Origin of the sequence: Paenibacillus sp. GCM10023250, from assembly GCF_042653205.1 — a bacterium.
GTDB lineage: Bacteria > Bacillota > Bacilli > Paenibacillales > Paenibacillaceae > Paenibacillus_Z.
In genome coordinates, this window is sequence record NZ_JBHSHY010000024.1 from 1 (window position 1) to 20,931 (window position 20,931).

The following is a 20,931-nucleotide window of genomic DNA, read 5'->3' on the forward strand; positions in this document are numbered from 1 at the left end:
GCGATCCCGGCCGCGCGCATCCATTCGCGCGCCTCCGCGTTCAGCCGCTGCAGCGCGGCGGGGTCCGCGGCTTCGCCGGCTGCGCGGCCGCGCAGCGCGTCGAGGCGCAGCCGCATGTCCACGCTGCGCGAGCCGCGCAGCACGTCGCGGTCGCCGAGCAGCGCCGCCAGCTCGCAGGCGGGCGCGCCGAGCCCGAGCGGCTTCGCCGCGAGGACCATGTGCGCGAGCCGCGGATGCATGCCGAGCTCGGCCATCGCCTGGCCGTGCGGCGTCGGTTTGCCGGCGGCGTCCAGCGCGCCGAGCTCCCGCAGCAGCTCGGCCGCCTGCGCGTAAGCGGCGGCCGGCGGCGGCGTCAGCCACGCCAGCTCGCCGGGATCGGCGATGCCCCAGACGGCGAGCTCCAGCGCAAGCGGCGCCAAGTCAGCGCCGAGCAGCTCCGGGTCGCTTTGAGGCTTCAGCTGCCGATGCTCGCTCTCCGTCCACAGCCGGTAGCAGACGCCCGGCGCTTCGCGTCCGGCGCGGCCGCGCCGCTGGTCGGCGGAGGCGACCGAGACCGGCACTGTCTCGAGCCGCGCCATGCCGGTGCGCGGCGAGAAGCGCGGCACGCGGCTCTGGCCGCCGTCGATGACGATCCGCACGCCGCGGACGGTCAAGCTGGACTCGGCGATGGACGTGGCGAGCACGATCTTGCGCTCGCCGCCCGCCGCGGCCGAGACGGCGCGGTCCTGCGCTTCCGGTGGCAGCGCGCCGTAAAGCGGCAGCACGGCCACGCCCGCCGGCAGCGACGGCCCTCCGGCGCCGCCCGCCTGCGCCGCGCGCAGCAGCTGCTCCGCGCGGCGAATCTCGCCCGCGCCCGGCAGGAAGACGAGCGCGTCGCCGTCATGAGCGCGCATCGCCTCGATCGCGCGGCGCGCGGCCGCCTCCTCGAGCCGTCCCGTGACCGGCTTCGGCTCGTAATAGGTCTCGACCGGATACGCGCGGCCTTCGCTGACGAGCAGCGGCGCGCCGCCGAGCAGCTCCGCGACCGGCTCCGCCTCGAGCGTCGCCGACATGACGAGCAGCCGCAGCTCGTCGCGGAACACGGCCTGTGCCTGCAGGCAAAGCGCCAGCCCCAGATCGCCGTGCAGATGGCGTTCGTGGAATTCGTCGAAGATGACGATTCCGACGCCCTCGAGCGACGGATCGTGCTGCAGCATCCGCGTCAGCACGCCTTCCGTGATGACCTCGATCCGCGTGGCCGGACCGACCTTAGTGTCCATGCGCACGCGGTAGCCGACCGTCCCGCCGACCGCCTCGCCGAGCGAAGCCGCCATGAAGCGCGCGGCCGAACGGGCGGCAAGCCGCCGCGGCTCCAGCATGAGGATGCGCCGCCCGGCCAGCCACGGCGCGTCCAGCAGCGCGAGCGGCACGCGCGTCGTCTTCCCCGCTCCTGGCGCCGCCACGAGAACGGCCGACGTCCGCTCGGCGAGCGCCGCGCGAAGCTCGGGCAGCAGCGCGTCGATCGGCAGCGCCTCCGGCGAATTGCGATGATTGTTCCATGGATCGTTCATGTCCGAGATTCCCCTGTCCTGTCAGTTCCTACGCTCCATTATAGAGACGATGCGCCAAGCCCGTCAAAAAACAGCAGACGACCCCAGCCGGCCAATGCATGCCGCGCTCGACGCGAAAACGCGAAAACGCGAAAACGCGAAAACGCGCAAACCATCCGGCTTGCGCGCTAACGTCGGCTGCGAACTCGCGCAGCCGTCTCCGGTATTCCATCCTCTTCTTTAAGCTTGTCCCCTCGCAAACGGCCGCCCTCAGCGTATCGTCATCAAGCCTCGCCCTGCGTCCGGACGGCCTCCTCGACCGTGGCGTACACGAGGCGCGCGATCGCGTCGCCGAGCGCCGTCGCCGCGCCCGCGTACCGGTGCGTCCGCCCGTGCCGGTCGGTCTGGCTGGCGCCGACGACGATGGCGTCGGTCGTCGTCCCCGTCGCCGGGAGCCCGTGCAGCGGGTCCATAATTCCGCGATCGTGCAGCGCCGCCGACTTCGCTTCGGTCGCCGTAATGACGGCATTGACCATCGCGGCCGCGGACATGCTGCCGTCGACGAGCACGAACAGATTGATCGTGCCCGGCGCATAAGCCGGGTACGTCTCGCGCGCGAGTCCCGCCCGGGCGGCGTTGCCGGTGCCGGCCGTCGCGCAGCACAGCAGCCCGAACGCCTCGCCCGCCGTCTCCGCGACGGACGCATGCGTCAGCTTTGCCGCGGTCAGGAACCCGATCGTCGCGTGCGGCGAGTACCCCCACTGCGCCAGCATTCGCCCGTAATCCAGCACGGGGTCCGAACAATCGTAATCGCGCGGCACCTTCCGGTTGACGAACCGGTCGGCGCTGCCGAAGCCGCCGCCGTGCACGGCACTGCTCAGGACGAAGAACGGCGCTTCGGTCTTGATGACGAGCCGTTCCGCTATCATCCGAATCGTAATGCCGGGACAGATCGTCGACGCGAACGATGAGCTTCCGGTCCGAAACGGCTGCGTCATGTTCCGCCCTCCTCCGATCCCGGTCCGGCCGCGGTCAGCCCGGCGATCGCTTTCAGCCGGGCGATGTCGACATGGCGCCGGACATGCGACGCCAACCGGGCGAAAGCCGACTCGCGCCGCTCGTTAAACCGCACGCCGCCGTCCGCCGGCGCCCAGCCCTTAGATGCGCGAATGTCGTTCAGCCAGGCACGCCGAAAGTCGTCGTTATGCAGGACGCCATGCAAAAACGTTCCCCATGTTCGCCCGTCCGCGCTCGCGCAGCCTTCCTCCGCTTCGCGGCCGTCCGCCAGCAGCTCGTCGCCAAGCCGGCTCTCGCGAAGCCGGAACGGCCGGACCGCCTCCGCCGCCGGTTCCGGCCGCCCCTCGCGGTCTGCCGCCGCAAGATCAGTTCGCCATTCGACGATGCCGGTATGAATCTCATAACCGGCGACGGGATACGCCGACGGGAAGCCGGGCAGCGCGGCCATTCCCTTCGCGCGAACCGTCCGTTTATCGGCCGTGAACCGCACGTCGAACGGGAACCAGCCGAGGCCCGCCGTCTCGGGCAGGTCCGACTCCGTAAGGTCCGGGTCGCGCAGCGTCTCGCCGAACATTTCGTAGCCGCCGCATAACCCGACGACATGCCCGCCCCGCCGGCGATGCGCGTCCAGCCGTTCCGCCATGCCCGACGCGCGCAGCCAGAGCAGGTCGTCGACCGTGTTTTTGCTGCCCGGCACGATGACCGCGTCCGGCTCGCCCCATTGCTCCGGCCGCGTCACGAAGCGAACCGCCGCGTCCGGCTCGGCGCGAAGCGGGTCGAGATCGGTGAAGTTCGACAGATGCGGCAGACGAATGACGGCGATGTCCAGCGTATCCGCCCCGCTGCCCGGGGATGCCGCCGCGCCGGCCTCCGCCCGCATGGCCAGATCGAGCGACAGCGAATCCTCGTCCTCCAGCCCGACGTCGGCCAGATACGGCACTACGCCGAGCACCGGCTTGCCGGTCCGCGCTTCCAGCCAATCGAGGCCCGGCTGCAGCAGCGACACGTCGCCTCTAAACTTATTGATGACGAAGCCGCACACGCGGCCGCGCTCCTCCGGCTCCAGCAGCTCCAGCGTGCCGACGATCGCCGCGAAGACACCGCCGCGGTCGATGTCCGCCGCCAGCACGACCGGCGCGTCCGCCCAACCCGCCGCCCGCATGTTGACGATGTCGCGGTCCTTCAGGTTGATCTCCGCCGGACTGCCCGCGCCTTCGAGCACGACGATGTCGTAATCCGCGCGCAGGCGGTCGAGCGCCTCCCGCACGATCGGTTCCGCTTCGGCGAGCACCTCCTCCCGGTAGGTCCGCGCCTCGTAATCGCCGAGCGGCTTGCCGTGTACGACGACCTGCGACACCATATCCTTCTTCGGCTTGAGCAGAATCGGGTTCATGTTGGTCGTCGCCAGAATGCCGCAGGCATCGGCCTGCATCCCCTGCGCGCGGCCGATTTCCTTGCCGTCCCAGGTGACGTAGGAATTAAGCGACATGTTTTGTGATTTGAAAGGAGCGACGGCATACCCGTCCTCGCGCAGGATCCGGCATAACGCCGCGACGAGCAGGCTCTTCCCGACATCGGAAGCCGTCCCTTGAACCATCAGCGTTCTGCCATGCGGCTGCGCGCCGCGCGATGCTCGGCTCATGCTTCCGTCGCCTCCTTCTCCGGCATCGGCCGGGCGAGCAGCGCCCGTAACGCTGCAAGCAGCGTCTCGTTGTCTTCCCGCAGCCGCACCGCGATGCGAAAAAAACGCCGGTCGAGGCCGCCGAACCGGGACGCGTCGCGGATCAGAATGCCCTGGCGCCCCAGCGCCTCCTGCAGCCGGTCCGACGTCCAGCCGATCCGGCTCGGCATTGCGGCGAGCACGTAATTGACCACGGCGCCGCCGTACGCCGTCAGCCCGAGCTCCGTCAGCCGGGCTGCGAGCCAGGCGCGCTCATCCCTCGCCCAGGCGACCGTCCGCGCGGCGTACTCGGCCTCGTCCAGCACCGCTTCGCCGATACGCTGCGCCAGCGAATTGACGCTCCACGGCACCTGCAGCGCCGCCAAGCGGCGGATGAGCGCGGGCTGCGCCGCCATGTAGCCGAGCCGGATGCCGGGTACCGCATAGAACTTCGTCATCGACCGAATCACGACCAGTCGGACGCGGGACACGGCTTCGCGCAGCAGACTGAGCTCCGGTTCGTTCGCGGCGAAATCCATGAATGCCTCGTCCAGCGCTACCGCCGCGCCGCTCGCCAGCAGCTTCTCCGTGACGCTCCGCGCGACGCATTCACCTGTCGGATTATTCGGCGATCCGAGTATCCATAACGTTTCGCTTGGCGCCAGCCCTGTCTCCCGAAGCTGCCGCAGCATACGTTCGACCGCTTCGTCGGTCAGCCGGAAGCCGTCTTCAGCCCGCAGCCGTATAGCCCGGACCGTGCTGCCGTTCTTCTCCGCGGCCTCGCGGTATTCCCCGAAGCAGGGCTCCGCGAGCACCGTCGTCTTCGGCCTCAGCGCCCGGAACAACAGCTCGATCAGCTCGGCCGCGCCGTTGCCGGCGAGCAGGCCGTCCGCGCTCACGCCGTGCCGATCGGCCAGCTTGCCGCGCAGCCCGCGAACGGCGGGATCGGGATAGCGCGCGATTTCCCCCGCGTCGGCGTAACTCCGCAGGATGCCGCCTACGCAAGCCGGCGGCCCGAACGGATTCATGTTGGCGCTGAAATCGACGAACGCGTTCGGTCCGTCGACGGCGCCGTATAGTTCCCGGGCGGTGACCCAATCGCCGCCATGGCCGTATCGTTCCAACATTTGACCGCGCCTCCTTCCTAATGCAGCTGCAGCACGAGCGCAAACAGCAGCAACGCTTCGATAATTTCCGTCATCGCGCCGTAGGTATCGCCGGTCAGCCCGCCGAGCTTGCGGCAGAGCCGTCGCGCCAGCAAGATCCCCAAAGCCGCCGCGAGCACGGCCGATACGGCGATTGCCGCCGGCCAGCCGCCTTCCGGCGCGGGCAGCGCCAGCGCGGCGATGCCCGTCAGGACGGCCTGCACCGCCGCGGCCGCGGCCGCATGCCGCTTCTTGACGCCCCGGAACAGCACGGCCATCCCTTCGTCCGCCCGCGCGAACGGCCAGCAGGCCATCGCGATCACGACCCACAGCCGGCTCCACCCGCAAGCCAAAGCCAGCAGCGCCGCTTCGCCCGGCCAATCGCGCCCCTGCTCCAGCCATACGTCGAGCAGCGAGAACTTGAAGAGCAGCAGCACGATCGCGGCCAGTACGCCCATCGCGCCGACGCGGCTGTCCTTCATAATCTCGAGCATCCGCTCGCGGGAACGATGACTGAGCACGCCGTCGGCCGTATCCATCAGCCCGTCCAGATGCAGCCCGCCGGTCAGCAGCAGCCAGAAGGCGGCGAGCAGCACGGCGGCCGGCATCGCGGGCACGCGTCCGTCCAACCCTGCGCCTGCGGCCGCGACGGCGCCGCCGATAACCGCCCCGACGACGGGATAATAGACGACGCTTCGCGCCAGCATCTCCGGGGTGAAGGGAATCGCGACCGGTACCGGAATGCGCGTCAGCAGCTGGAACGCCGCGCCCGCCGCTTGCAATTCCCGTTTCAAGATGCCGAAAGCCGTAGCAGCAGCCATGCCGCAAGCACCCCCGCAAAACAAAATAGACTGACGGTATACAGCAGCCGTACCGTCCGCACGATGTCGGCCGGTTCAATCGGCCGCAGCGGCCATCCCATCCGGGCGCGCTCGCTCACCTTGCCGAAGTAGACGTTCCGGCCGCCGAGCTCGATGCCGAGCGCGCCCGCGGCCGCGGATTCCGGGATGCCGCTGTTCGGGCTCGGGTGCAGCCGCGCGAACCGCCGTACGGCCCGAATCGCTCCGGCCGCCGACAAGCCCGGCGTCGCCCAAGCCGCTACGGCCATCAGCCCGCCGCAGAGACGGGCGGGGATATAATTGAGCGCGTCGTCGAACCGGGCGGAGGCCCAGCCGAAGTGCGCGAACCGTTCATTGTTGTAGCCGACCATGGAGTCGAGCGTATTGGCCGCCCGGTACAGCATGGCCAGCGGCGCCGCCCCGAGGAGCGCGAAGAACAGCGGGGACAGGAACGCGTCCACCGTGTTCTCGGCCACCGTTTCCACCGCCGCGCGGGCGGCGTCCTTCGCCTCCATCGCCGATGTGTCTCGGCTCACGATGTAGCCCGCGTAGATACGCGCTTCGTCCAGCCTGCCGGCGGCTAGCGGACGGAAGACAAGCATCGCCGCGTCCTTAAGCCCTTTGACCGCCATCGTCGTGGAGATCAGCCAAGCGGACGCGGCGTAACCGAGCCAAGGATGAATCCGGGCGGTCGCGAAGCAAACCGCCGATGCCGCAGCCGCGGCCGTCAGCACCGTGACCGCCGTCAGCGCCATGCCGCGCTTCCGCAGCGACGCTTCGCTTAATGCGAGACCCTCGGGTCTCAGCTTGCGTTCCAATCGCGCGATGAGGCGGCCGATCAGAATCACCGGATGCGTCAGCCACTTGGGGTCGCCCACCGCCCAATCGATCGCGATCGCCGCGGCCGCGAGCAGCAGCGTCTCCTGGATCGAATAGAAGAGCATGCCGGTTCAATCCTCCTCCAGCCGAAACGCGTGCTTCTTGAGATCGAGCGGGATGCCCGCCACGACGAGATAGGCTTCGGCGCATATGCCGGCCAGCTTCCGGTTCAACCGGCCCGCTTCGTCCCGAAACCGCCGTCCGAGCGGGTAGGCGGGCACGATCCCGCTGCCGACCTCGTTCGTCACGAGCAGCAGCGCACCGGTATAGGCGGCAACCGCGGCGAGCAGCTTATCGAGCTCCGCTTGAAGCCGGTCCTCGTTCGGTTTCGTCTCCTGCTCCCCGTCGGTCCCCGGGTCCAACCGCAGCAGCCAATTCGTCAGCCATAACGTCAGGCAGTCCACGAGAACAGCCGGCCGCTCTATGCCGCCGGCCTGCTCCTGCTCGAGGCCGCCCAACAGTTCGGCGAGCGCCAGCGGCTCCTCGATCGTCCGCCAGGCGTAGCCGGAGCGCTCGCGCTGCTGCCGGTGCTGCCTGGTCCGTTCCTTCATTTCGCCATCGAAGCTCTGGGCCGTGGCAATATAGAGGCCTTGCTTCGACAGCTTGCGCGCGTAAGCCTCGGCGAAGCCGCTCTTGCCGCTGCGCGCTCCGCCGGTAATGAAGATCGCCATACTTTCTCCCCCTCGTCCCGTTCCTTCGCCGTTCTTCTCCCGCTCGCGGCGACGTTACCTATTCGATACGCCGGCGCTCTCGAACGTCGCCATCTCCCGCATGACGCGCAGCGCCGCGTCCACGAAGTGAAACGCCAGCACGGCGCCGGTGCCTTCGCCGAGCCGCATGTCGAGATGGATCATCGGCTTCAGGCCGATCCGTTCGAGGAGCCGGGCATGCCCCTGCTCCTGCGAGAGATGCGAGCCGAGCATGAACGGCACCGCTTGGGGCGCTATGGCCGCCGCAACAAGCGAAGCCGTGGACGAGATGAAGCCGTCGATGACGATCAGGCACCGATTCGCCGCGGCACCCAGGATCAAGCCGGCCAAGCCGGCGATCTCCAGACCGCCGATCTGCGCGAGCGTGCCGATGGGATCGGCGGCGTCCGGCGCATGAAGCGCGACGGCCCTCGTGACGACGTCGACCTTATGCCGGCGGCGATCTTCGGCGATGCCCGTGCCAAGGCCGACCGCTTCGTCCGGCGTCAGCCCGCCGAGCGCGGCGCAGAGCGCGGCGCTTGCCGTCGTATTGCCGATGCCCATGTCGCCGGTCGCCAGCATGCGGTAGCCGTCCCGCGCCAGATCCGCCGCCAGCTCGTACCCGCTTCGCAGCGCCGCGACCGCATCCTCGCGGGTCATCGCCGCTTCGCGCGCCAGATTCGCCGTCCCCTTGCGCGTCTTGCGAACGAGAAGCGCCTCGTGCGCCAGATCGGCGTTGACGCCCATGTCGACGCAATACACATCGGCGCCGGCGCCGCGGGCGAAGACGTTAACGGCCGCGCCGCCGGCAAGAAAGTTCATCACCATCTGCGGCGTCACCTCCGCCGGGAACGCGCTGACGCCTTCCTCGCAGACGCCATGGTCGCCCGCCATCACGACGACGGCGCGCTTCGAGACGTCCGCCGCGAGCTCGCCCGTGATGCCGGCCGCCTGCACGGCGATCCGCTCCAGCTGGCCGAGACTGCCGGGCGGCTTCGTCAAGCTGTTCAAATGGCGTTCCGCCGCATCCATCGCGGCGCCGTCCAGTTCGTCAATTTCATTGATTAAGGTCATCAACGCTTGTTCCTGTCCCGACACGGTACGCGCGGCCGGATCTTCTTCATATCGCTCCACCATTTTCTCGCTTCCTTTCCGGTTGGCGCTCGGCCGGCACGGCTTCCGGCAGCAGCAGCAGCTGCGGCACGCCGGTCTCCGGATGCGGCAACACGACTGTCCGCGCGCCGAACACCCGCGCGATCAGCTCCGGCCGGACGACCTCCGACGGCGGGCCGAACGCCTCGATTTTCCCTTCGCGCAGCACGAGCAGCGCGTCGCAATAATGCGAGGCCAGGTTCAGGTCGTGCAGCACGGCCACGACGGTGAGGCGCCGCTCGGCCTGCCACCGCTTGACCGCATCGAGCAGCTGCACCTGATAGCCGATATCCAAGTACGTCGTCGGCTCGTCGAGCAGCAGCAGCTCCGGCTCCTGCGCCATCGCTTTCGCTAGGGCGACGCGTTGCCGTTCGCCTCCGCTCAGGACGTCGATTCGCCGGTCCCGCAGGTCGGCGAGCCCGAGCTCCCGCAGCACGCGCTCCACGGCGCGCTCGCCGTCCGCTCCTTCTTCGCCGAGCCAATTCTGATACGGAAACCGCCCCATCGCGACCGTTTCCCGCACCGTGAAGCCGACCGCGGGCAGTCCGCCCTGCTGCAGCACGGCGATGCGCTTCGCGAGGTCCTTGCGCTTGTAGACCGAGACCGCCTGGCCCTCCAGCAGCACCTCGCCCGCGGTCGGCCGTTCCGTGCCGGCGAGCAGCCGCAGCAGCGTCGATTTGCCGACGCCGTTCGGCCCGATGATGCCGTACATCGCCCCTTGCTTGAAATCAACATCAATGCCGTTCAGCACCTGCCTGCCGCCCAGTACCATGGAGAGTCCTCTAGCTTCGATCATGCCGAGCCGCCCCCTTGCACCACTTTGCGCCGATAGAGCAGGTAGGCGAAGAACGGCGCTCCGATGATCGCCGTCACGATGCCGAGCGAGATTTCCTTCGGGCTCAGCGCCGTCCTGGCGAGCGTATCCGCCCATACGAGATAGAAGGCGCCGCCGAGCGCAGACAGCGGTACTATGATCCGGTAGTCCGGCCCGACGAGCAGGCGGATCAGATGCGGCACGACGAGGCCGACGAATCCGACGACGCCGGCGACCGACACCGCGACCGCGGTCAGCAGCGTGGAGACGACCAGGACGATCAGCTTCGTGCGCTCGACGTTGACGCCCAGATGCGCCGCGTGCCTCTCGCCGAACGCGAAGAGGTTCAGGTGCTGCGCGTACCGGATCATGACCGGCAGCCCGACGAGCAAGAACGGCGCGATCAGCTTCGCGTGCGCCCAGCTCCGCGCGCTCAAGCTGCCGAGGAGCCAGAACATGGCCTCGTTCACGACGTTTTGCGACAGCGTGACCAGGAAGGAGACGACCGCGCCCAGGAACGCTTGAATGACGACGCCGGACAATATCAGCGTCTCGACGTTCATTGCCCCCCGCGCGCGGGCCAGGCCGAACACGGCGAGCAGCGTCGCTATGCCCGTGACGAACGCTACGAGCGGCACGGTCCAGAGCCCCAGCACCGTCTGCAGGCCGAACACGATCATGCAGGCGGCGCCGACCGAGCAGCCCGACGCGACGCCGAGCGTGAACGGATCGGCGAGCGGATTGCGCAGCACCCCTTGAAAGCCCGCCCCGGCCAGCGCCAGGCACGCGCCGACAAGCATGCCGAGCACGACGCGCGACAGCCGCAGCTGCGTGACGATGGCGATGTCCGCCGCGTCCCACTTGCCGCCGGCATCCGGCATGCCGGGCAGCTGATGCACGAGGATGCCCCAGACGTCCTTCAGCGGAAGGCCGGAGGAGCCGATCGACAGGCTGACGACCACCGAAGCAAGCAGGAGGAGCATCGCTGCTCCCCCGTATAGGCCTAGTTTCGTCCGCATGTTAGTGGAACAGGTCCGGATGCAGCTTCTTCGCCACGTCCAGCAGGCCGTCCGCGAGGCGCGGACCGACGCGCGTCAGCGGGTCCTGGTCGACTTCGAAGATCTTGTTGTTTTTCACGGCATTCACCGCCTCCCAGCCCGGACGGGACTCGATCGCCGCCAGAATCGGATTTTTCTCGCCTTCCTTCACGGTCATCGACGCGTAGACGATGTCGTCCGGATTCGCCTTGACGACGGCCTCCGGGTCGATCTCGTACCAGCCGGATCCCGTGGCGACGTTCGTGCCGCCTGCCAGCGCGATGAGCTCGTCCAGAAACTCGCCCTTGCCGACCGTCCATCCCGGGGCAAACTCGAGGTACACGTTCGGCTTCGGCGCGTCCTTGACCACCTCCGTCACCTGCCGGCGCACCTGCTCCATATGGCCGGCCACCGCCGCCGCTTCCTTCGGTTTGTCCAGCACGGCGCCGATCTGCTTGATTTTGTCGATGACCGCGTCATACGTCTTCGGATCCGACGCGTACACCGGCAGCTTCAGCGAACGGAGCTTGTCGACGACGGCCTGGCTCAAGCTGTACGAAGCCAAGATGAGATCGGGCTTCAGCGAGACGATCTTCTCGATATCGGCGTTCATGTCGCCGATCTTCGGCTTATCCGCCGCTTCCTTCGGATAGTTGGAGTAGTTGTCGACGGCGGCGACGGCATCCCCTGCCCCAAGCGCGTAGACGATCTCCGTCTCGCTCGGCACGAGCGTCACGATCCGCTGCGGCGCCGCGTCGAACGTCAGCTCGGTGCCCGTCGCGTCCTTGACCGTGAGCGGATAGACGGTCGGCGCATAGGCCTCGCCTCCTGCCGCGTTCTGGTTCGCGGCCGGTTCCCCGGACGCGTTGGCGCCCCCGTTCGCGCTATTCGCCGCATCGTTCGCGGCCGCTTGATTCGACGTGCTGCCGCTGCCGTTCCCGTTATCGGCATTGTTCGCGCCGCATGCCGCCGCCAGCAGCAGCATCGCTGCCGTTAGCAGCAACAGCGCCGCCTTGCGGATCGTTTGGTTCTTTACTCTGTTCATTGCTCTCTCTCCCGTTCGGATCATTCTGCGTACCGTTATTCGTTTCCCCGCGGTGCCGCCCATGCGCAACAAAAAAAGCGTCTCCGACTAATGTGTCAGAAACGCTCCTGTTCCCATGAACGGCAGCAGCTGGCCTGTTTCGCCAAGTTGGCCAAACAACATCATTTCGGCGCCAGCGCCGATTTCTAACACCTCCCCAAGTCCGCGTAGGGTGCGTTACTTCGCTGCAGGCAGGTCTCCTGACTCGGAGCTTGGGCACGACCGGTCTTCCCGGATGCGGGTGCGCATCCAGTGACGTGTCGGTCAAGCCTTGCCGCGGCCGGGGTTCGGCCGAGGCGCTCCTTACAGTGGCGGGTCCGTGCCGGCTTCTCACCGGTCTTCCCTATTAAGCCGAACCTCGCTTGACTCGCGATCGTCCGGCACCATGCAGCTCGCCTATGCAATTGTTCTGAGCTACTATACCACTCTCCGCGAAGCATTGTCTACCCGAATCGCCGCCGAACGGGGTTCTTTTGAACGAGTCGTGGCGCATAACTATGATTTCATCGCATCATGAGTTCATTACCGTCCATTGGGAGGTCTTCCCATGCCCAACCGGAAAGAACGACGCGCCGCCCGCGGACTTGCCGCGCTGTACGCGGCCGCGGCCGTGCTCGCCGTCGCGAGCGCGAACAGCCACGGCGGCCGCCGCGGCGGCCGGGCGAACGCGCTTACGCCGGATGACGCCGAGTCAGCCCGCGGCTCATCTGGCCGTTCAGACGCAGCGCGTTGCCCACGACCGATACAGAGCTGAGCGCCATCGCCGTGCCCGCCATCCAAGGTTCGATGCCGCCGACGGCTGCGAACGGAATGACGACGGCGTTATATAGAAACGCGAATCCGAGATTTTGCCGGATGTTGCGCACGGTCAGCCGGCTGATCAGCAGCGCTTCGGAGATGCCCGTCAGGCGGGAACGCAGCAGCGTCATGTCCCCCGCGTCGAGCGCCGCTTCCGTGCCGCTGCCCATGGCGATGCCGACGTCCGCCGCCGCCAGGGCGGGCGCGTCGTTCCAGCCGTCGCCGGCCATCGCTACGACGAAGCCGTCGCCCTGCAGCTCGCGGATCAGCTCCGCCTTCTGCTCCGGGAGCAGCGAAGCCCGAACGTCGCGAATGCCCGTCATCCCCGCCGCTTTGCCCGCCGCCGCGGGATGATCCCCCGTCGCGAGCAGGACGCGGATGCCCTGCCGCTGCAGATCGTCCACCGCATCCCGGGACGTGCGCTTCACGGCGTCGGCAAGCGCGAACGCGCCGGCGCACGCGCCGTCCACGAACGCGTAGACGACCGTCTCGCCGCCCGCCTCCCGCTCGACGGCGAAGCTGTGCAGCGACCGGTGAATCGTCCATGACCGGCCGGCGGCGAAGCCGGCGTTGCCGACGGCGACCGAACGCCCCTCCACGGTCGCCTCGATCCCCTTGCCGGGGTAAGCCGCGTACGCGGATGACGCCGGCACGACCAAGCCCGCGCGCCGGGCCGACTCCCGGAGCGCGTCCGCGAACGGATGCCGCGACCGCTCCTCCGCGGCCGCCGCCAGGCGAAGCAGCGAAGACGGGGCGCCGTTCAGCGCGCTGATGCCCGTTATCGTCGGCTTCCCTTCCGTCAACGTGCCCGTCTTGTCGAGCACGATCGCGTTCAGCTGCGCCAGCCGTTCCAGCGCGCCCGCTTCCTTCAGCACGATCCCTCTGCGCGCGAGCTTGCCCGTCGCCAGCACGAGCGAGATCGGCGCGGCGAGGCCGAGCGCGCACGGACAAGCCGCGAGCAGGACGGCGAGCGCGTGGATCGAGGCGGCCTTCCAGTTGCCCGGATCGAGCAGCAGCAGCCACAACGCCAGCGTCCCGAGCGACAAGATCATCATGACGGGGACGAACACGGCCGCCAGCCGGTCGACTCTCCGCCCGATCGACGACTTCGTCGCCTGCGCCTGCCGCGTGATCGCCGCAATGCGGCTCAGCATCGTTTCCCGTCCCGCCGCCAGCACCTGCATCCGCAGCATCTGCCCCCGGACGGTCGTTCCGGCATATACGCGGTCGCCCGCTTCCCGCTTGACCAGCCCGCTCTCGCCCGTCAGGAACGACTCGTCCAGCGTCGTCTCCCCTTCAGCGACGACCCCGTCCGCCGGCACGCGTTCGTTCGGCTCGACGAGCAGCCGGTCCCCGGCGCGAATCCGGTCGAGCGGAATCCGTTCGGGCTTGCCGCCGCGGAGGACGACGGCTTCCTTCGCCTGCAGGATCGCGTAGCCGTCCCCGTCCTTCATCGCCCGTTCCGCCGCGGCCGCCTCCAGCAGCTTCCCGCCGAGCACGGCGGTTATGACGACAGCCGACGTCTCGAAGTACAGCGCACCGCCCGTCATCATCGCGATGTAGCTGTACACGTACGCGGCCGTCGTGCCGATCGCCACCAGCACGTCCATGTTTGCCGTCCGCTCCCGCAGCGCGTAATAAGCGCCGAAGTAGAACGGCATGCCGATAAAAAACTGAACGACCGATGCCAGCAGCAGCTGCAGAATCGGCTCTTCGATGAACGCCGGCACCGGGATGGCGCTTAGCGCGGGATAATGGTGGACCATCGTCCACAGCAGCGGCAGCGTGAGCGCACAGCCGGCGAACACGCGCAGCTTGAGCGCGTCGATCTCCGATCCACCTTCCTCCCGTCCATGCGGAAACGCCTGAAATCCGATCTGCCCGATTCGCTCCATAATGCCCGCGGGGGTCGCCGTGCCCGGGGCATACGTAATGTAAGCGGACTTAGCCGCATAGTGCACCGATACGCCGGATATGCCCGGCATCCGGCCGACCGCGCGTTCGATCCGGGTCGCGCACGCCGCGCAGCTCATGCCGTGAATGCGCAAATCCAGTACTTCGTCCTCGTGCGGAGGCTGCATGGCCGCCCTCCTTCGCCTTCTCGATTGAACGTCGGCTGCATGGCAGCCGCGAGACAACCCAAGCTGTCCTACTCTTCACTATATGGCGGCGGAGGATGACGCATGATCATAAAAAAAAGCACCTTCGCATCGAAATGCGAAAGTGCCGTTTTGCAGCGGCTGCCGTTATTCGCCCGTGACGACCTCGCCCGGCCAGCTGAGCATGCCGCCGAGCACGTTTACGACCTCGTAGCCCTGGGCCTCTAAATAGTCGCACGCCCGGCTGCTGCGGTTGCCGCTTCTGCACATCAGGTACAGCGGTTCCTCGAAGCCGTTCAACTCGCCCAGCCGTTCCACGAATACGGACAGCGGCATGCTGACCGCTTCCTTGATGTGGCCGTCCGCCCATTCGTCCGGTTCCCGGACATCGATGAGGCTCAGCTTCTCGCCCGACCGAAGCCGGGTTTCCAATTCGCTTGCCGTAATTTCCTTCATCCTCTGTAACGCTCCTTCAAGCTTCAGGTTGCCGATCTTATATGCATTTTACCTTCTGTTTCCCGCCGATGTCCAGCCGCCGTCCGCACCAACGCAAAAAAGCATCCGCGTTCGCCGCGGATGCCGTCTTGCGTTGCAGGGACCGGTTAGATACGGACCGCCGTGCCGCTGATCGCAACCATCAGCATGCCATCGCGGATAACCTCGTAATCAATGTCGATGCCGACGATCGCGTTCGCGCCCAGCCGGGACGCATTGCTCGACATTTCGTTGAACGCCACGTCGCGCGCTTCCTTCAGCTTCGTCTCGTACGCGCCGGAACGGCCGCCCACGATGTCGGTGATCGAGGCGAACAAGTCGCGCACGATGTTCGCGCCCATGATCGCTTCCCCGGTTACGACGCCCAGGTATTGTTGAATCGGGTTGCCTTCAATTGTCGGCGTTGTCGAAAAAATCATCGAAATCCCTCCCAATCGGTATACGACAGATACGTCCCGTCTTGCCAAAACGTTTCAATTTCCGCCGCGGTTCATGGCTGCTTCCCGCGTTGCTCCGTCTTGCGAATGGTAGAATGACCCGTTTCGTACGGCATTATGCACGCTCGTTACGCGGAACTCGACCGCCCTTTGAATGGCCGCCTTCGCTTCACGGCCGTTATCCGGCAGCCGAGCAGCACCAGCGCGGACCAGAAGATTAAGTAGCCGTTCCACAACGTCTGGAAATCCCCGCGGAAGTTGGCGTACGGGCGGTTCAGCCGAAACGGTGTCCAAACGTACTCGGTGATCCGGAAGGCGGCGATGGCCAGCAGCAGCAGGCCGACGGCGGCAAACGCGCCCGCAAGCCGGCGGTTCTTCGCCGCCCGGTAAAACAGCGACGCGACGAACAAGCCGAATATCGCCGCGGACAGCGGCGCCACGATCAGCGCGCTGACGAGCCGGTTATGCTCGCCTGTGACGGCGATCTTCGCCGCGAACAGCAGCAGGCCGAACGCGGCGGCTATCGTCCACAGCAGCGCCTTCGTGCCGGGCGCGGCCGATGCCGGCCGCCGCCCGGTCTCGTCGAAGCCGCGCCGCCAGCGGATGTACCTCCGCAGCAGAATCAGTCCCGGGACGGCTGCCCCGATAAGCGAGAACAGGTATTGCAGCAGCTGATAGATCTCATAGCCGCCGATCTCGCCGCGCAGCGCCGGAAACCAGCTCACGAACAGGCCGCTGCCGTGCGTCCAGGCGTCCATGAAGAGATGCGTCAGGTAGCCGATGTACAAGGATGCGAGGAAAACCAGCCACGCGCGGGCGGAATTGAGCTTCCACGCATCCGAGCTCATGCTTGCGGCAAACCGGTCCAGACGGCCTGCCGACGGGAGAAAGCTCGGCAGCGCCGGCTTGATGACCGCATGGAACGCCGTCGCGGCCGCGATGCTGAGCGGCAGCCCCTGCACAACGAAGCCGCGGATCGTATGGCCGATTGTCTGATAGGATTGCAGCGCCATGAAATACTCCATATCGGGAATCATGCTCCCGAGGATCAGACCGGTCACGCTCAGCTTCGGCGCGAGGCGGCGCAGCGGCATGGCGAACAAGGGATGCGAGAACGTGAACGGCATTCGCTATCCCAACCCCCCGAACTTGCTCAGCGGCCACAGGCGGAACACGGCCCTGCCTTCGATGCTCGAGAGCGCGATCGGCCCCAGCATCCGGCTGTCCTGGCTGTTTTCCCGATTGTCGCCCATGACGAAGAGATGCTTGGCGGGCACGGTATACGGCACCTTCATCCCGTTCGCGTAGCTTAAGCCGTTGACGTACGGTTCCTCGAGCGGCTGGCCGTTCACGATCACGCGTCCGTCCCCGGTAAAATCGATCACGTCCCCGGGAAGGCCGATCACGCGCTTGATGAGCCGCTTATCGCTCTCGGGACCGTCGATGATGACGATATCGCCCCGATGCGGCGATTCGAAATGATAGCTGAGTTTGTCCTCGATCAGCCGCTGCCCGTCCACGAGCGTTTTTTGCATCGATATGTTTTTGACTTCGGTTTGCGCGAACGCGTAATTCTGAATAAGCAGCGCCGCCGTAATCGCGATGCCTAACGTCACGCACCAATCCCGCAGCTCGCGGATCCATGGCTTCTTCATCGCATTCCAGCTCCTTTCCGGTTTCCGGCATCGTACGTCCGCGAGACCCGCTACCTAATACGACATCACCCGCCGATAAGTTTCTTTCCGCGGAATTTCCCGTGTAAAAAGGATTGCTCTTCCTGGAGACCTGATATACATTAAGTACGCTGTCATTCGAATTCCATTCCGAAGGAAGTGAAAGTTCCGTTGTCCGCTGAAGAACAAGCCGGTACTCGTCCTTTGATCGCCGCGACCCGCGCCGACCACGCCGTCTTCGTCATCGTGACGCTGCTCTACTGGTCGACGCTGTACGTCTACGTCCCGATTCTGTCACCGTTCCTGAAGAGCGGCGGCTATGCCGACGACCTCATCGGCATCGTGCTCGGCAGCTACGGGTTCGTGCAAATGCTCGTGCGGTTCCCGCTCGGCCTGCAGTCGGATAAGCTGCACAAGCGCAAGCCCTTCCTCATGCTCGGCATGATTACCGGCGCGCTCAGCTGCCTCCTGTTCATGGTGCCCGGCTCGTGGCTCTGGCCGCTCGCGGGCCGCATGATGTCGGGCGTCTGCGCCTCGGCGTGGGTCGCGTTCACCGTGCTGTACGCCGCCTACTTCGCCGCCTCGGACGCGACGAAGGCGATGAGCAACATCAGCTTCCTCACCGTCGCCGGACAGCTGATCGGCATGATCCTAAGCGGCTGGCTGTCGGACGCGTACGGCTGGAACGCGGCGTTCGGCGCCGGCATCGCGCTCGGCGCGGCCGGTCTCGTGTTGGCTGTCGCCGTCAGGGAGCCGCGCGAAGGGGTCCCCCGCGCGCCGATCTCGCTCCAACACCTGCGAGAGGTCGTGCGAACTACGTCCCTGCGGCAAGTCTCGACCCTTTCGATTCTTGCGCATTCGGTGCTGTTCATCACGATGTTCGGCTTCACGCCGCTGAAGGCGACGTCGCTCGGCGCGACGAACGGCCAGCTGACGCTGATCGTCATCGCGTTCATGGTGCCGCACGGACTCGCATCGCTCGTGACCGCGCGCTGGCTCGTGCCGCGCTTTGGCACCTGGAACGTCATCGGCGCCGCCTACCTGTTCAGCGGCCTCTTCACCGTCGCGATCGCCTTCTCGCCGAACCTCGGGACGCTCGCGCTGACGCAAGTGCTGAACGGCTTCGCCCAAGGAATGCATCTGCCGATTCTGCTCGGCCTTGCGATTCGGCCGTTCGCCTCCGCCAAGCGGGCGACGGCGATGGGCTTCTACCAAGCCGTCTATTCGGTCGGCATGTTCGCCGGTCCGTTCCTGGCCGGCTTCGTCAACGACCGCTTCGGGCGGGATTACGGCTTCTGGCTCGGCGGCGCGTTCGCCGCGGCGGCGCTCGCGCTAACGCTGTATTGGAAGCGCTCTACCGGATCGGCCTCCATCTAAAAAACACCTGCCGATCGCGCAAGCGTCGAATCGGCAGGTGTTTTCCGTTTACATGCACTCTTCCGGTTCTTCCGTCTGAGCATCTTCCAGTGAGATTTTTTCTGCGACCGTATCCCGGATGACAGATACGACCGTCTGCAGCAGGTAATTAATGTCCGCTTGGCTTTGCTGGAACTCCGTGATAATCGGAATGCCGTCCAGCTCGTCCTGCAGCGCGTCGATTTCCTTCTCGATCTTCGCGACCATGTCGGCGTTTTTGAACGTCGTCTCGAACGCGACAGCTTCTTTTTGCTTTTTCTTGATTTGGGCGATCAGGCCTTGAATGCGCATATTGCCTTGAATCTGCTTCTCTGCGCGCTGGAACTGCTGCACTTCCTCGGAGGAGAACAACATGTCCGCCAGCTCCTTCGTCTTGGCCATGATGTCCGCGCGGACGATGATGTCTTCCGTATTGAATTTCGGCACGGCGCAGCTTGCGCCGTGATCATGCTCGTGATCGTGTTTCGCCGTTTGTTCGTTTCCCATCGTGTCCAGCTCCTCTATCTTGTTAAGATACGGCTTCCTGCTCGAATGCTTCCGTAACCGCCTCGGCCTTGATGTACCACGTCTGCACGTCCGTCACGCGCGCTTGGATGAACTGCCCGATCCACGAAGAGGGACCTTTGACGTGCACGAGCTTGTTCGTGCGCGTGCGGCCGGACAGCATCTCCGGATTGTTCTTGCTTTGGCCTTCGATTAGAATCTCGACGGTCTGGCCTTCCAGCAGCAGATTGCTCTGCAGGCTCAGCTCGCCGATGAGCTCGTTCAGCCGCGCCAGACGAGCCTTCTTGACGTGCGCCGGAATATTGTCTTCCATGCCCGCGGCTGGCGTGCCTTCGCGCGGCGAATAGATGAACGTATATGCCGAGGCGAAGCCGACTTCCTTCGCGAGCGTCAACGTTTCCTCGAACTGTTCGTCCGTCTCCCCTGGGAACCCGACGATGATGTCGGTCGTCAGCACGACGTCCGGGATGGCCTGCTTGATTTTGTTCGCGAGCGCCAGGAATTGCTCCCGCGTATATTTGCGGCTCATCCGCTTGAGCACCTCCGTGCTCCCGGACTGCATCGGCAGGTGGATGTGCTCCACGAGATTGCCGCGCGTGGCCAGCACGTCGATGAGATGGTCGTCGAAATCGCGCGGATGACTGGTGGTGAAGCGGATACGCGGAATATCGATCTTGGCCATGTCCGCCATCAGGTCGCCGAAGCGGTAGTCGAGATCTTCGAAATCTTTGCCGTACGCGTTGACGTTCTGCCCCAGCAGCGTGATCTCCCGGAATCCCTGCCGCGCCAGCTCCCGCACTTCCGCGATGACGTCTTCCGGACGCCGGCTGCGCTCCTTGCCGCGCGTGTACGGCACGATGCAGTATGTGCAGAACTTGTCGCAGCCGTACATGATGTTCACCCAGCCGCGCATGCCCTCGCGCTTCTTCGGCAGATTCTCGATGATGTCGCCTTCCTTGGACCACACCTCCACGACCATCTCTTTGCTGAAATAAGCATCCTGCAGCAGATACGGCAGCCGGTGGATATTGTGCGTGCCGAAGATCAAATCAACGAACGCATGCCGCTGCATGATCCGTCCGACGACCGATTCCTCCTGCGACATGCACCCGCAGACGCCGAGCAGGAGGTCCGGCTTCTGGAGCTTCAGGTGCTTCAGGTGACCGAGCTCGCCGAACACTTTGTCTTCCGCGTTCTCGCGCACAGCGCAGGTGTTCAGCAGAATGACGTCCGCCTCGTTACGGTCCTCGGTCGGGAGATACCCCATTTGCTCGAAGATCCCTTTCATAACCTCGGTGTCGTGCTCGTTCATTTGGCAGCCGTACGTCGTAATCTGATATTTTTTCCCTTTGCCGAGCTCCAGCAGCTCCGACGGAATGGAGGATTCGTAATGAACCCGGATCTCTTCCTTGCCCCGGCGCTTCTCGTCCTTGTAGCTCGGCGCCGAGTTGATCGTGATGTCTCTACCGTTGATCCGATAGGTCGTCTTCCCGTCTTCTTCCTTCAGTACCTTCGCGCCCGAAAAATCGAAGTACTTCGAGAAGTCCTTCTCGGTGGTGCCCACGCTGTCACGTCCCCTCTTTATACGCATCCATTCCAGCATTATATCAAAATCCACCGCGATTAGAAAGAAGCAGCAGCGCCGCTTCGACGATCCGGCGGCA

19 protein-coding genes and 1 riboswitch are annotated in these 20,931 nt (G+C 65.9%); of the genes, 1 reads left to right on the top strand and 18 read right to left on the bottom strand.

Features of this window, described 5'->3' with window-relative positions; translation table 11 throughout:
* The 16 genes from hrpB to lepB form a co-directional block, all read right to left on the bottom strand.
* Positions 1–1,550: ATP-dependent helicase HrpB (gene hrpB / locus ACFPB1_RS17980; RefSeq protein ID WP_379227490.1), on the bottom strand; the 1,550-nt coding region annotated here is incomplete at its 3' end.
* Positions 1,551–1,813: 263 nt separating this feature from the next.
* Complete coding sequence (locus ACFPB1_RS17985; RefSeq protein WP_379227491.1) at positions 1,814–2,527, bottom strand: adenosylcobinamide amidohydrolase; 714 nt, start codon at positions 2,525–2,527, stop codon at positions 1,814–1,816.
* On the bottom strand, positions 2,524–4,188 hold the full coding sequence (locus ACFPB1_RS17990; RefSeq protein ID WP_379227492.1) for a cobyric acid synthase: 1,665 nt from the start codon (positions 4,186–4,188) through the stop codon (positions 2,524–2,526). Before ACFPB1_RS17990 ends, ACFPB1_RS17985 begins: the two co-directional genes overlap by 4 nt.
* The gene (locus tag ACFPB1_RS17995) at positions 4,185–5,333 is read right to left on the bottom strand and encodes a pyridoxal phosphate-dependent aminotransferase (protein WP_379227493.1); all 1,149 of its coding nucleotides are present in this window, start codon (positions 5,331–5,333) and stop codon (positions 4,185–4,187) included. Before ACFPB1_RS17995 ends, ACFPB1_RS17990 begins: the two co-directional genes overlap by 4 nt.
* A gap of 17 nt (positions 5,334–5,350) precedes the next feature.
* Positions 5,351–6,172, bottom strand: a complete 822-nt coding sequence (gene cobS, locus ACFPB1_RS18000) for an adenosylcobinamide-GDP ribazoletransferase (RefSeq protein ID WP_379227494.1) — start codon at positions 6,170–6,172, stop codon at positions 5,351–5,353.
* Positions 6,142–7,134, bottom strand: a complete 993-nt coding sequence (gene cbiB, locus ACFPB1_RS18005; protein ID WP_379227495.1) for an adenosylcobinamide-phosphate synthase CbiB — start codon at positions 7,132–7,134, stop codon at positions 6,142–6,144. The genes cobS and cbiB overlap by 31 nt, the downstream gene beginning before the upstream one ends.
* Positions 7,135–7,140: 6 nt before the next feature.
* Positions 7,141–7,740, bottom strand: coding sequence for a bifunctional adenosylcobinamide kinase/adenosylcobinamide-phosphate guanylyltransferase (cobU, locus tag ACFPB1_RS18010; protein ID WP_379227496.1), 600 nt, complete (start codon positions 7,738–7,740; stop codon positions 7,141–7,143).
* 54 nt (positions 7,741–7,794) lie between these two features.
* Entirely contained in the window at positions 7,795–8,832 is a 1,038-nt protein-coding gene (cobT, locus tag ACFPB1_RS18015; RefSeq protein ID WP_379227497.1) for a nicotinate-nucleotide--dimethylbenzimidazole phosphoribosyltransferase, read from the bottom strand.
* A gap of 46 nt (positions 8,833–8,878) precedes the next feature.
* A complete protein-coding gene (locus tag ACFPB1_RS18020; protein ID WP_379227498.1) occupies positions 8,879–9,706 on the bottom strand; it encodes an ABC transporter ATP-binding protein in 828 nt (275 codons plus the stop codon).
* Complete coding sequence (locus ACFPB1_RS18025) at positions 9,703–10,743, bottom strand: FecCD family ABC transporter permease (protein ID WP_379227499.1); 1,041 nt, start codon at positions 10,741–10,743, stop codon at positions 9,703–9,705. Before ACFPB1_RS18025 ends, ACFPB1_RS18020 begins: the two co-directional genes overlap by 4 nt.
* Before the next feature lies 1 nt (position 10,744).
* On the bottom strand, positions 10,745–11,806 hold the full coding sequence (locus tag ACFPB1_RS18030; protein ID WP_379227500.1) for an ABC transporter substrate-binding protein: 1,062 nt from the start codon (positions 11,804–11,806) through the stop codon (positions 10,745–10,747).
* A 211-nt stretch (positions 11,807–12,017) separates the two neighbouring features.
* Positions 12,018–12,249, bottom strand: a riboswitch (cobalamin riboswitch).
* A gap of 267 nt (positions 12,250–12,516) precedes the next feature.
* Positions 12,517–14,724 (bottom strand): heavy metal translocating P-type ATPase, encoded by a 2,208-nt coding sequence (locus ACFPB1_RS18035; RefSeq protein ID WP_379227501.1) that lies wholly within the window; start codon positions 14,722–14,724, stop codon positions 12,517–12,519.
* A 165-nt stretch (positions 14,725–14,889) separates the two neighbouring features.
* Complete coding sequence (locus ACFPB1_RS18040) at positions 14,890–15,198, bottom strand: rhodanese-like domain-containing protein (protein ID WP_379227502.1); 309 nt, start codon at positions 15,196–15,198, stop codon at positions 14,890–14,892.
* 146 nt (positions 15,199–15,344) lie between these two features.
* Positions 15,345–15,656, bottom strand: a complete 312-nt coding sequence (locus tag ACFPB1_RS18045) for a heavy metal-binding domain-containing protein (protein WP_379227503.1) — start codon at positions 15,654–15,656, stop codon at positions 15,345–15,347.
* 146 nt (positions 15,657–15,802) lie between these two features.
* Positions 15,803–16,801, bottom strand: a complete 999-nt coding sequence (locus ACFPB1_RS18050) for a DUF4184 family protein (protein ID WP_379227504.1) — start codon at positions 16,799–16,801, stop codon at positions 15,803–15,805.
* Positions 16,802–16,804: 3 nt separating this feature from the next.
* The gene (lepB, locus tag ACFPB1_RS18055) at positions 16,805–17,329 is read right to left on the bottom strand and encodes a signal peptidase I (protein WP_379227505.1); all 525 of its coding nucleotides are present in this window, start codon (positions 17,327–17,329) and stop codon (positions 16,805–16,807) included.
* Between the two features lie 189 nt (positions 17,330–17,518).
* Here lepB and ACFPB1_RS18060 point away from each other — a divergent pair, with 189 nt between their 5' ends.
* Positions 17,519–18,724, top strand: coding sequence for an MFS transporter (locus ACFPB1_RS18060; protein WP_379227506.1), 1,206 nt, complete (start codon positions 17,519–17,521; stop codon positions 18,722–18,724).
* Between the two features lie 48 nt (positions 18,725–18,772).
* On the opposite strand, the gene ACFPB1_RS18065 is transcribed toward ACFPB1_RS18060, so the two are convergent.
* Both ACFPB1_RS18065 and miaB read right to left on the bottom strand, forming a co-directional pair.
* The gene (locus ACFPB1_RS18065; RefSeq protein WP_379227507.1) at positions 18,773–19,249 is read right to left on the bottom strand and encodes a RicAFT regulatory complex protein RicA family protein; all 477 of its coding nucleotides are present in this window, start codon (positions 19,247–19,249) and stop codon (positions 18,773–18,775) included.
* A 22-nt stretch (positions 19,250–19,271) separates the two neighbouring features.
* Complete coding sequence (gene miaB / locus ACFPB1_RS18070; protein WP_379227564.1) at positions 19,272–20,858, bottom strand: tRNA (N6-isopentenyl adenosine(37)-C2)-methylthiotransferase MiaB; 1,587 nt, start codon at positions 20,856–20,858, stop codon at positions 19,272–19,274.
* Positions 20,859–20,931: the final 73 nt, after the last annotated feature.

Coding starts and splice junctions, on each gene's coding strand:
- ACFPB1_RS17985 (WP_379227491.1), bottom strand. CDS start 2,527: ATGACGCAGCCGTTTCGGACCGGAAGCTCATCGTTCGCGTCGACGATC.
- ACFPB1_RS17990 (WP_379227492.1), bottom strand. CDS start 4,188: ATGAGCCGAGCATCGCGCGGCGCGCAGCCGCATGGCAGAACGCTGATG.
- ACFPB1_RS17995 (WP_379227493.1), bottom strand. CDS start 5,333: ATGTTGGAACGATACGGCCATGGCGGCGATTGGGTCACCGCCCGGGAA.
- cobS (WP_379227494.1), bottom strand. CDS start 6,172: ATGGCTGCTGCTACGGCTTTCGGCATCTTGAAACGGGAATTGCAAGCG.
- cbiB (WP_379227495.1), bottom strand. CDS start 7,134: ATGCTCTTCTATTCGATCCAGGAGACGCTGCTGCTCGCGGCCGCGGCG.
- cobU (WP_379227496.1), bottom strand. CDS start 7,740: ATGGCGATCTTCATTACCGGCGGAGCGCGCAGCGGCAAGAGCGGCTTC.
- cobT (WP_379227497.1), bottom strand. CDS start 8,832: ATGACCTTAATCAATGAAATTGACGAACTGGACGGCGCCGCGATGGAT.
- ACFPB1_RS18020 (WP_379227498.1), bottom strand. CDS start 9,706: ATGATCGAAGCTAGAGGACTCTCCATGGTACTGGGCGGCAGGCAGGTG.
- ACFPB1_RS18025 (WP_379227499.1), bottom strand. CDS start 10,743: ATGCGGACGAAACTAGGCCTATACGGGGGAGCAGCGATGCTCCTCCTG.
- ACFPB1_RS18030 (WP_379227500.1), bottom strand. CDS start 11,806: ATGAACAGAGTAAAGAACCAAACGATCCGCAAGGCGGCGCTGTTGCTG.
- ACFPB1_RS18035 (WP_379227501.1), bottom strand. CDS start 14,724: ATGCAGCCTCCGCACGAGGACGAAGTACTGGATTTGCGCATTCACGGC.
- ACFPB1_RS18040 (WP_379227502.1), bottom strand. CDS start 15,198: ATGAAGGAAATTACGGCAAGCGAATTGGAAACCCGGCTTCGGTCGGGC.
- ACFPB1_RS18045 (WP_379227503.1), bottom strand. CDS start 15,656: ATGATTTTTTCGACAACGCCGACAATTGAAGGCAACCCGATTCAACAA.
- ACFPB1_RS18050 (WP_379227504.1), bottom strand. CDS start 16,801: ATGCCGTTCACGTTCTCGCATCCCTTGTTCGCCATGCCGCTGCGCCGC.
- lepB (WP_379227505.1), bottom strand. CDS start 17,329: ATGAAGAAGCCATGGATCCGCGAGCTGCGGGATTGGTGCGTGACGTTA.
- ACFPB1_RS18065 (WP_379227507.1), bottom strand. CDS start 19,249: ATGGGAAACGAACAAACGGCGAAACACGATCACGAGCATGATCACGGC.
- miaB (WP_379227564.1), bottom strand. CDS start 20,858: ATGCGTATAAAGAGGGGACGTGACAGCGTGGGCACCACCGAGAAGGAC.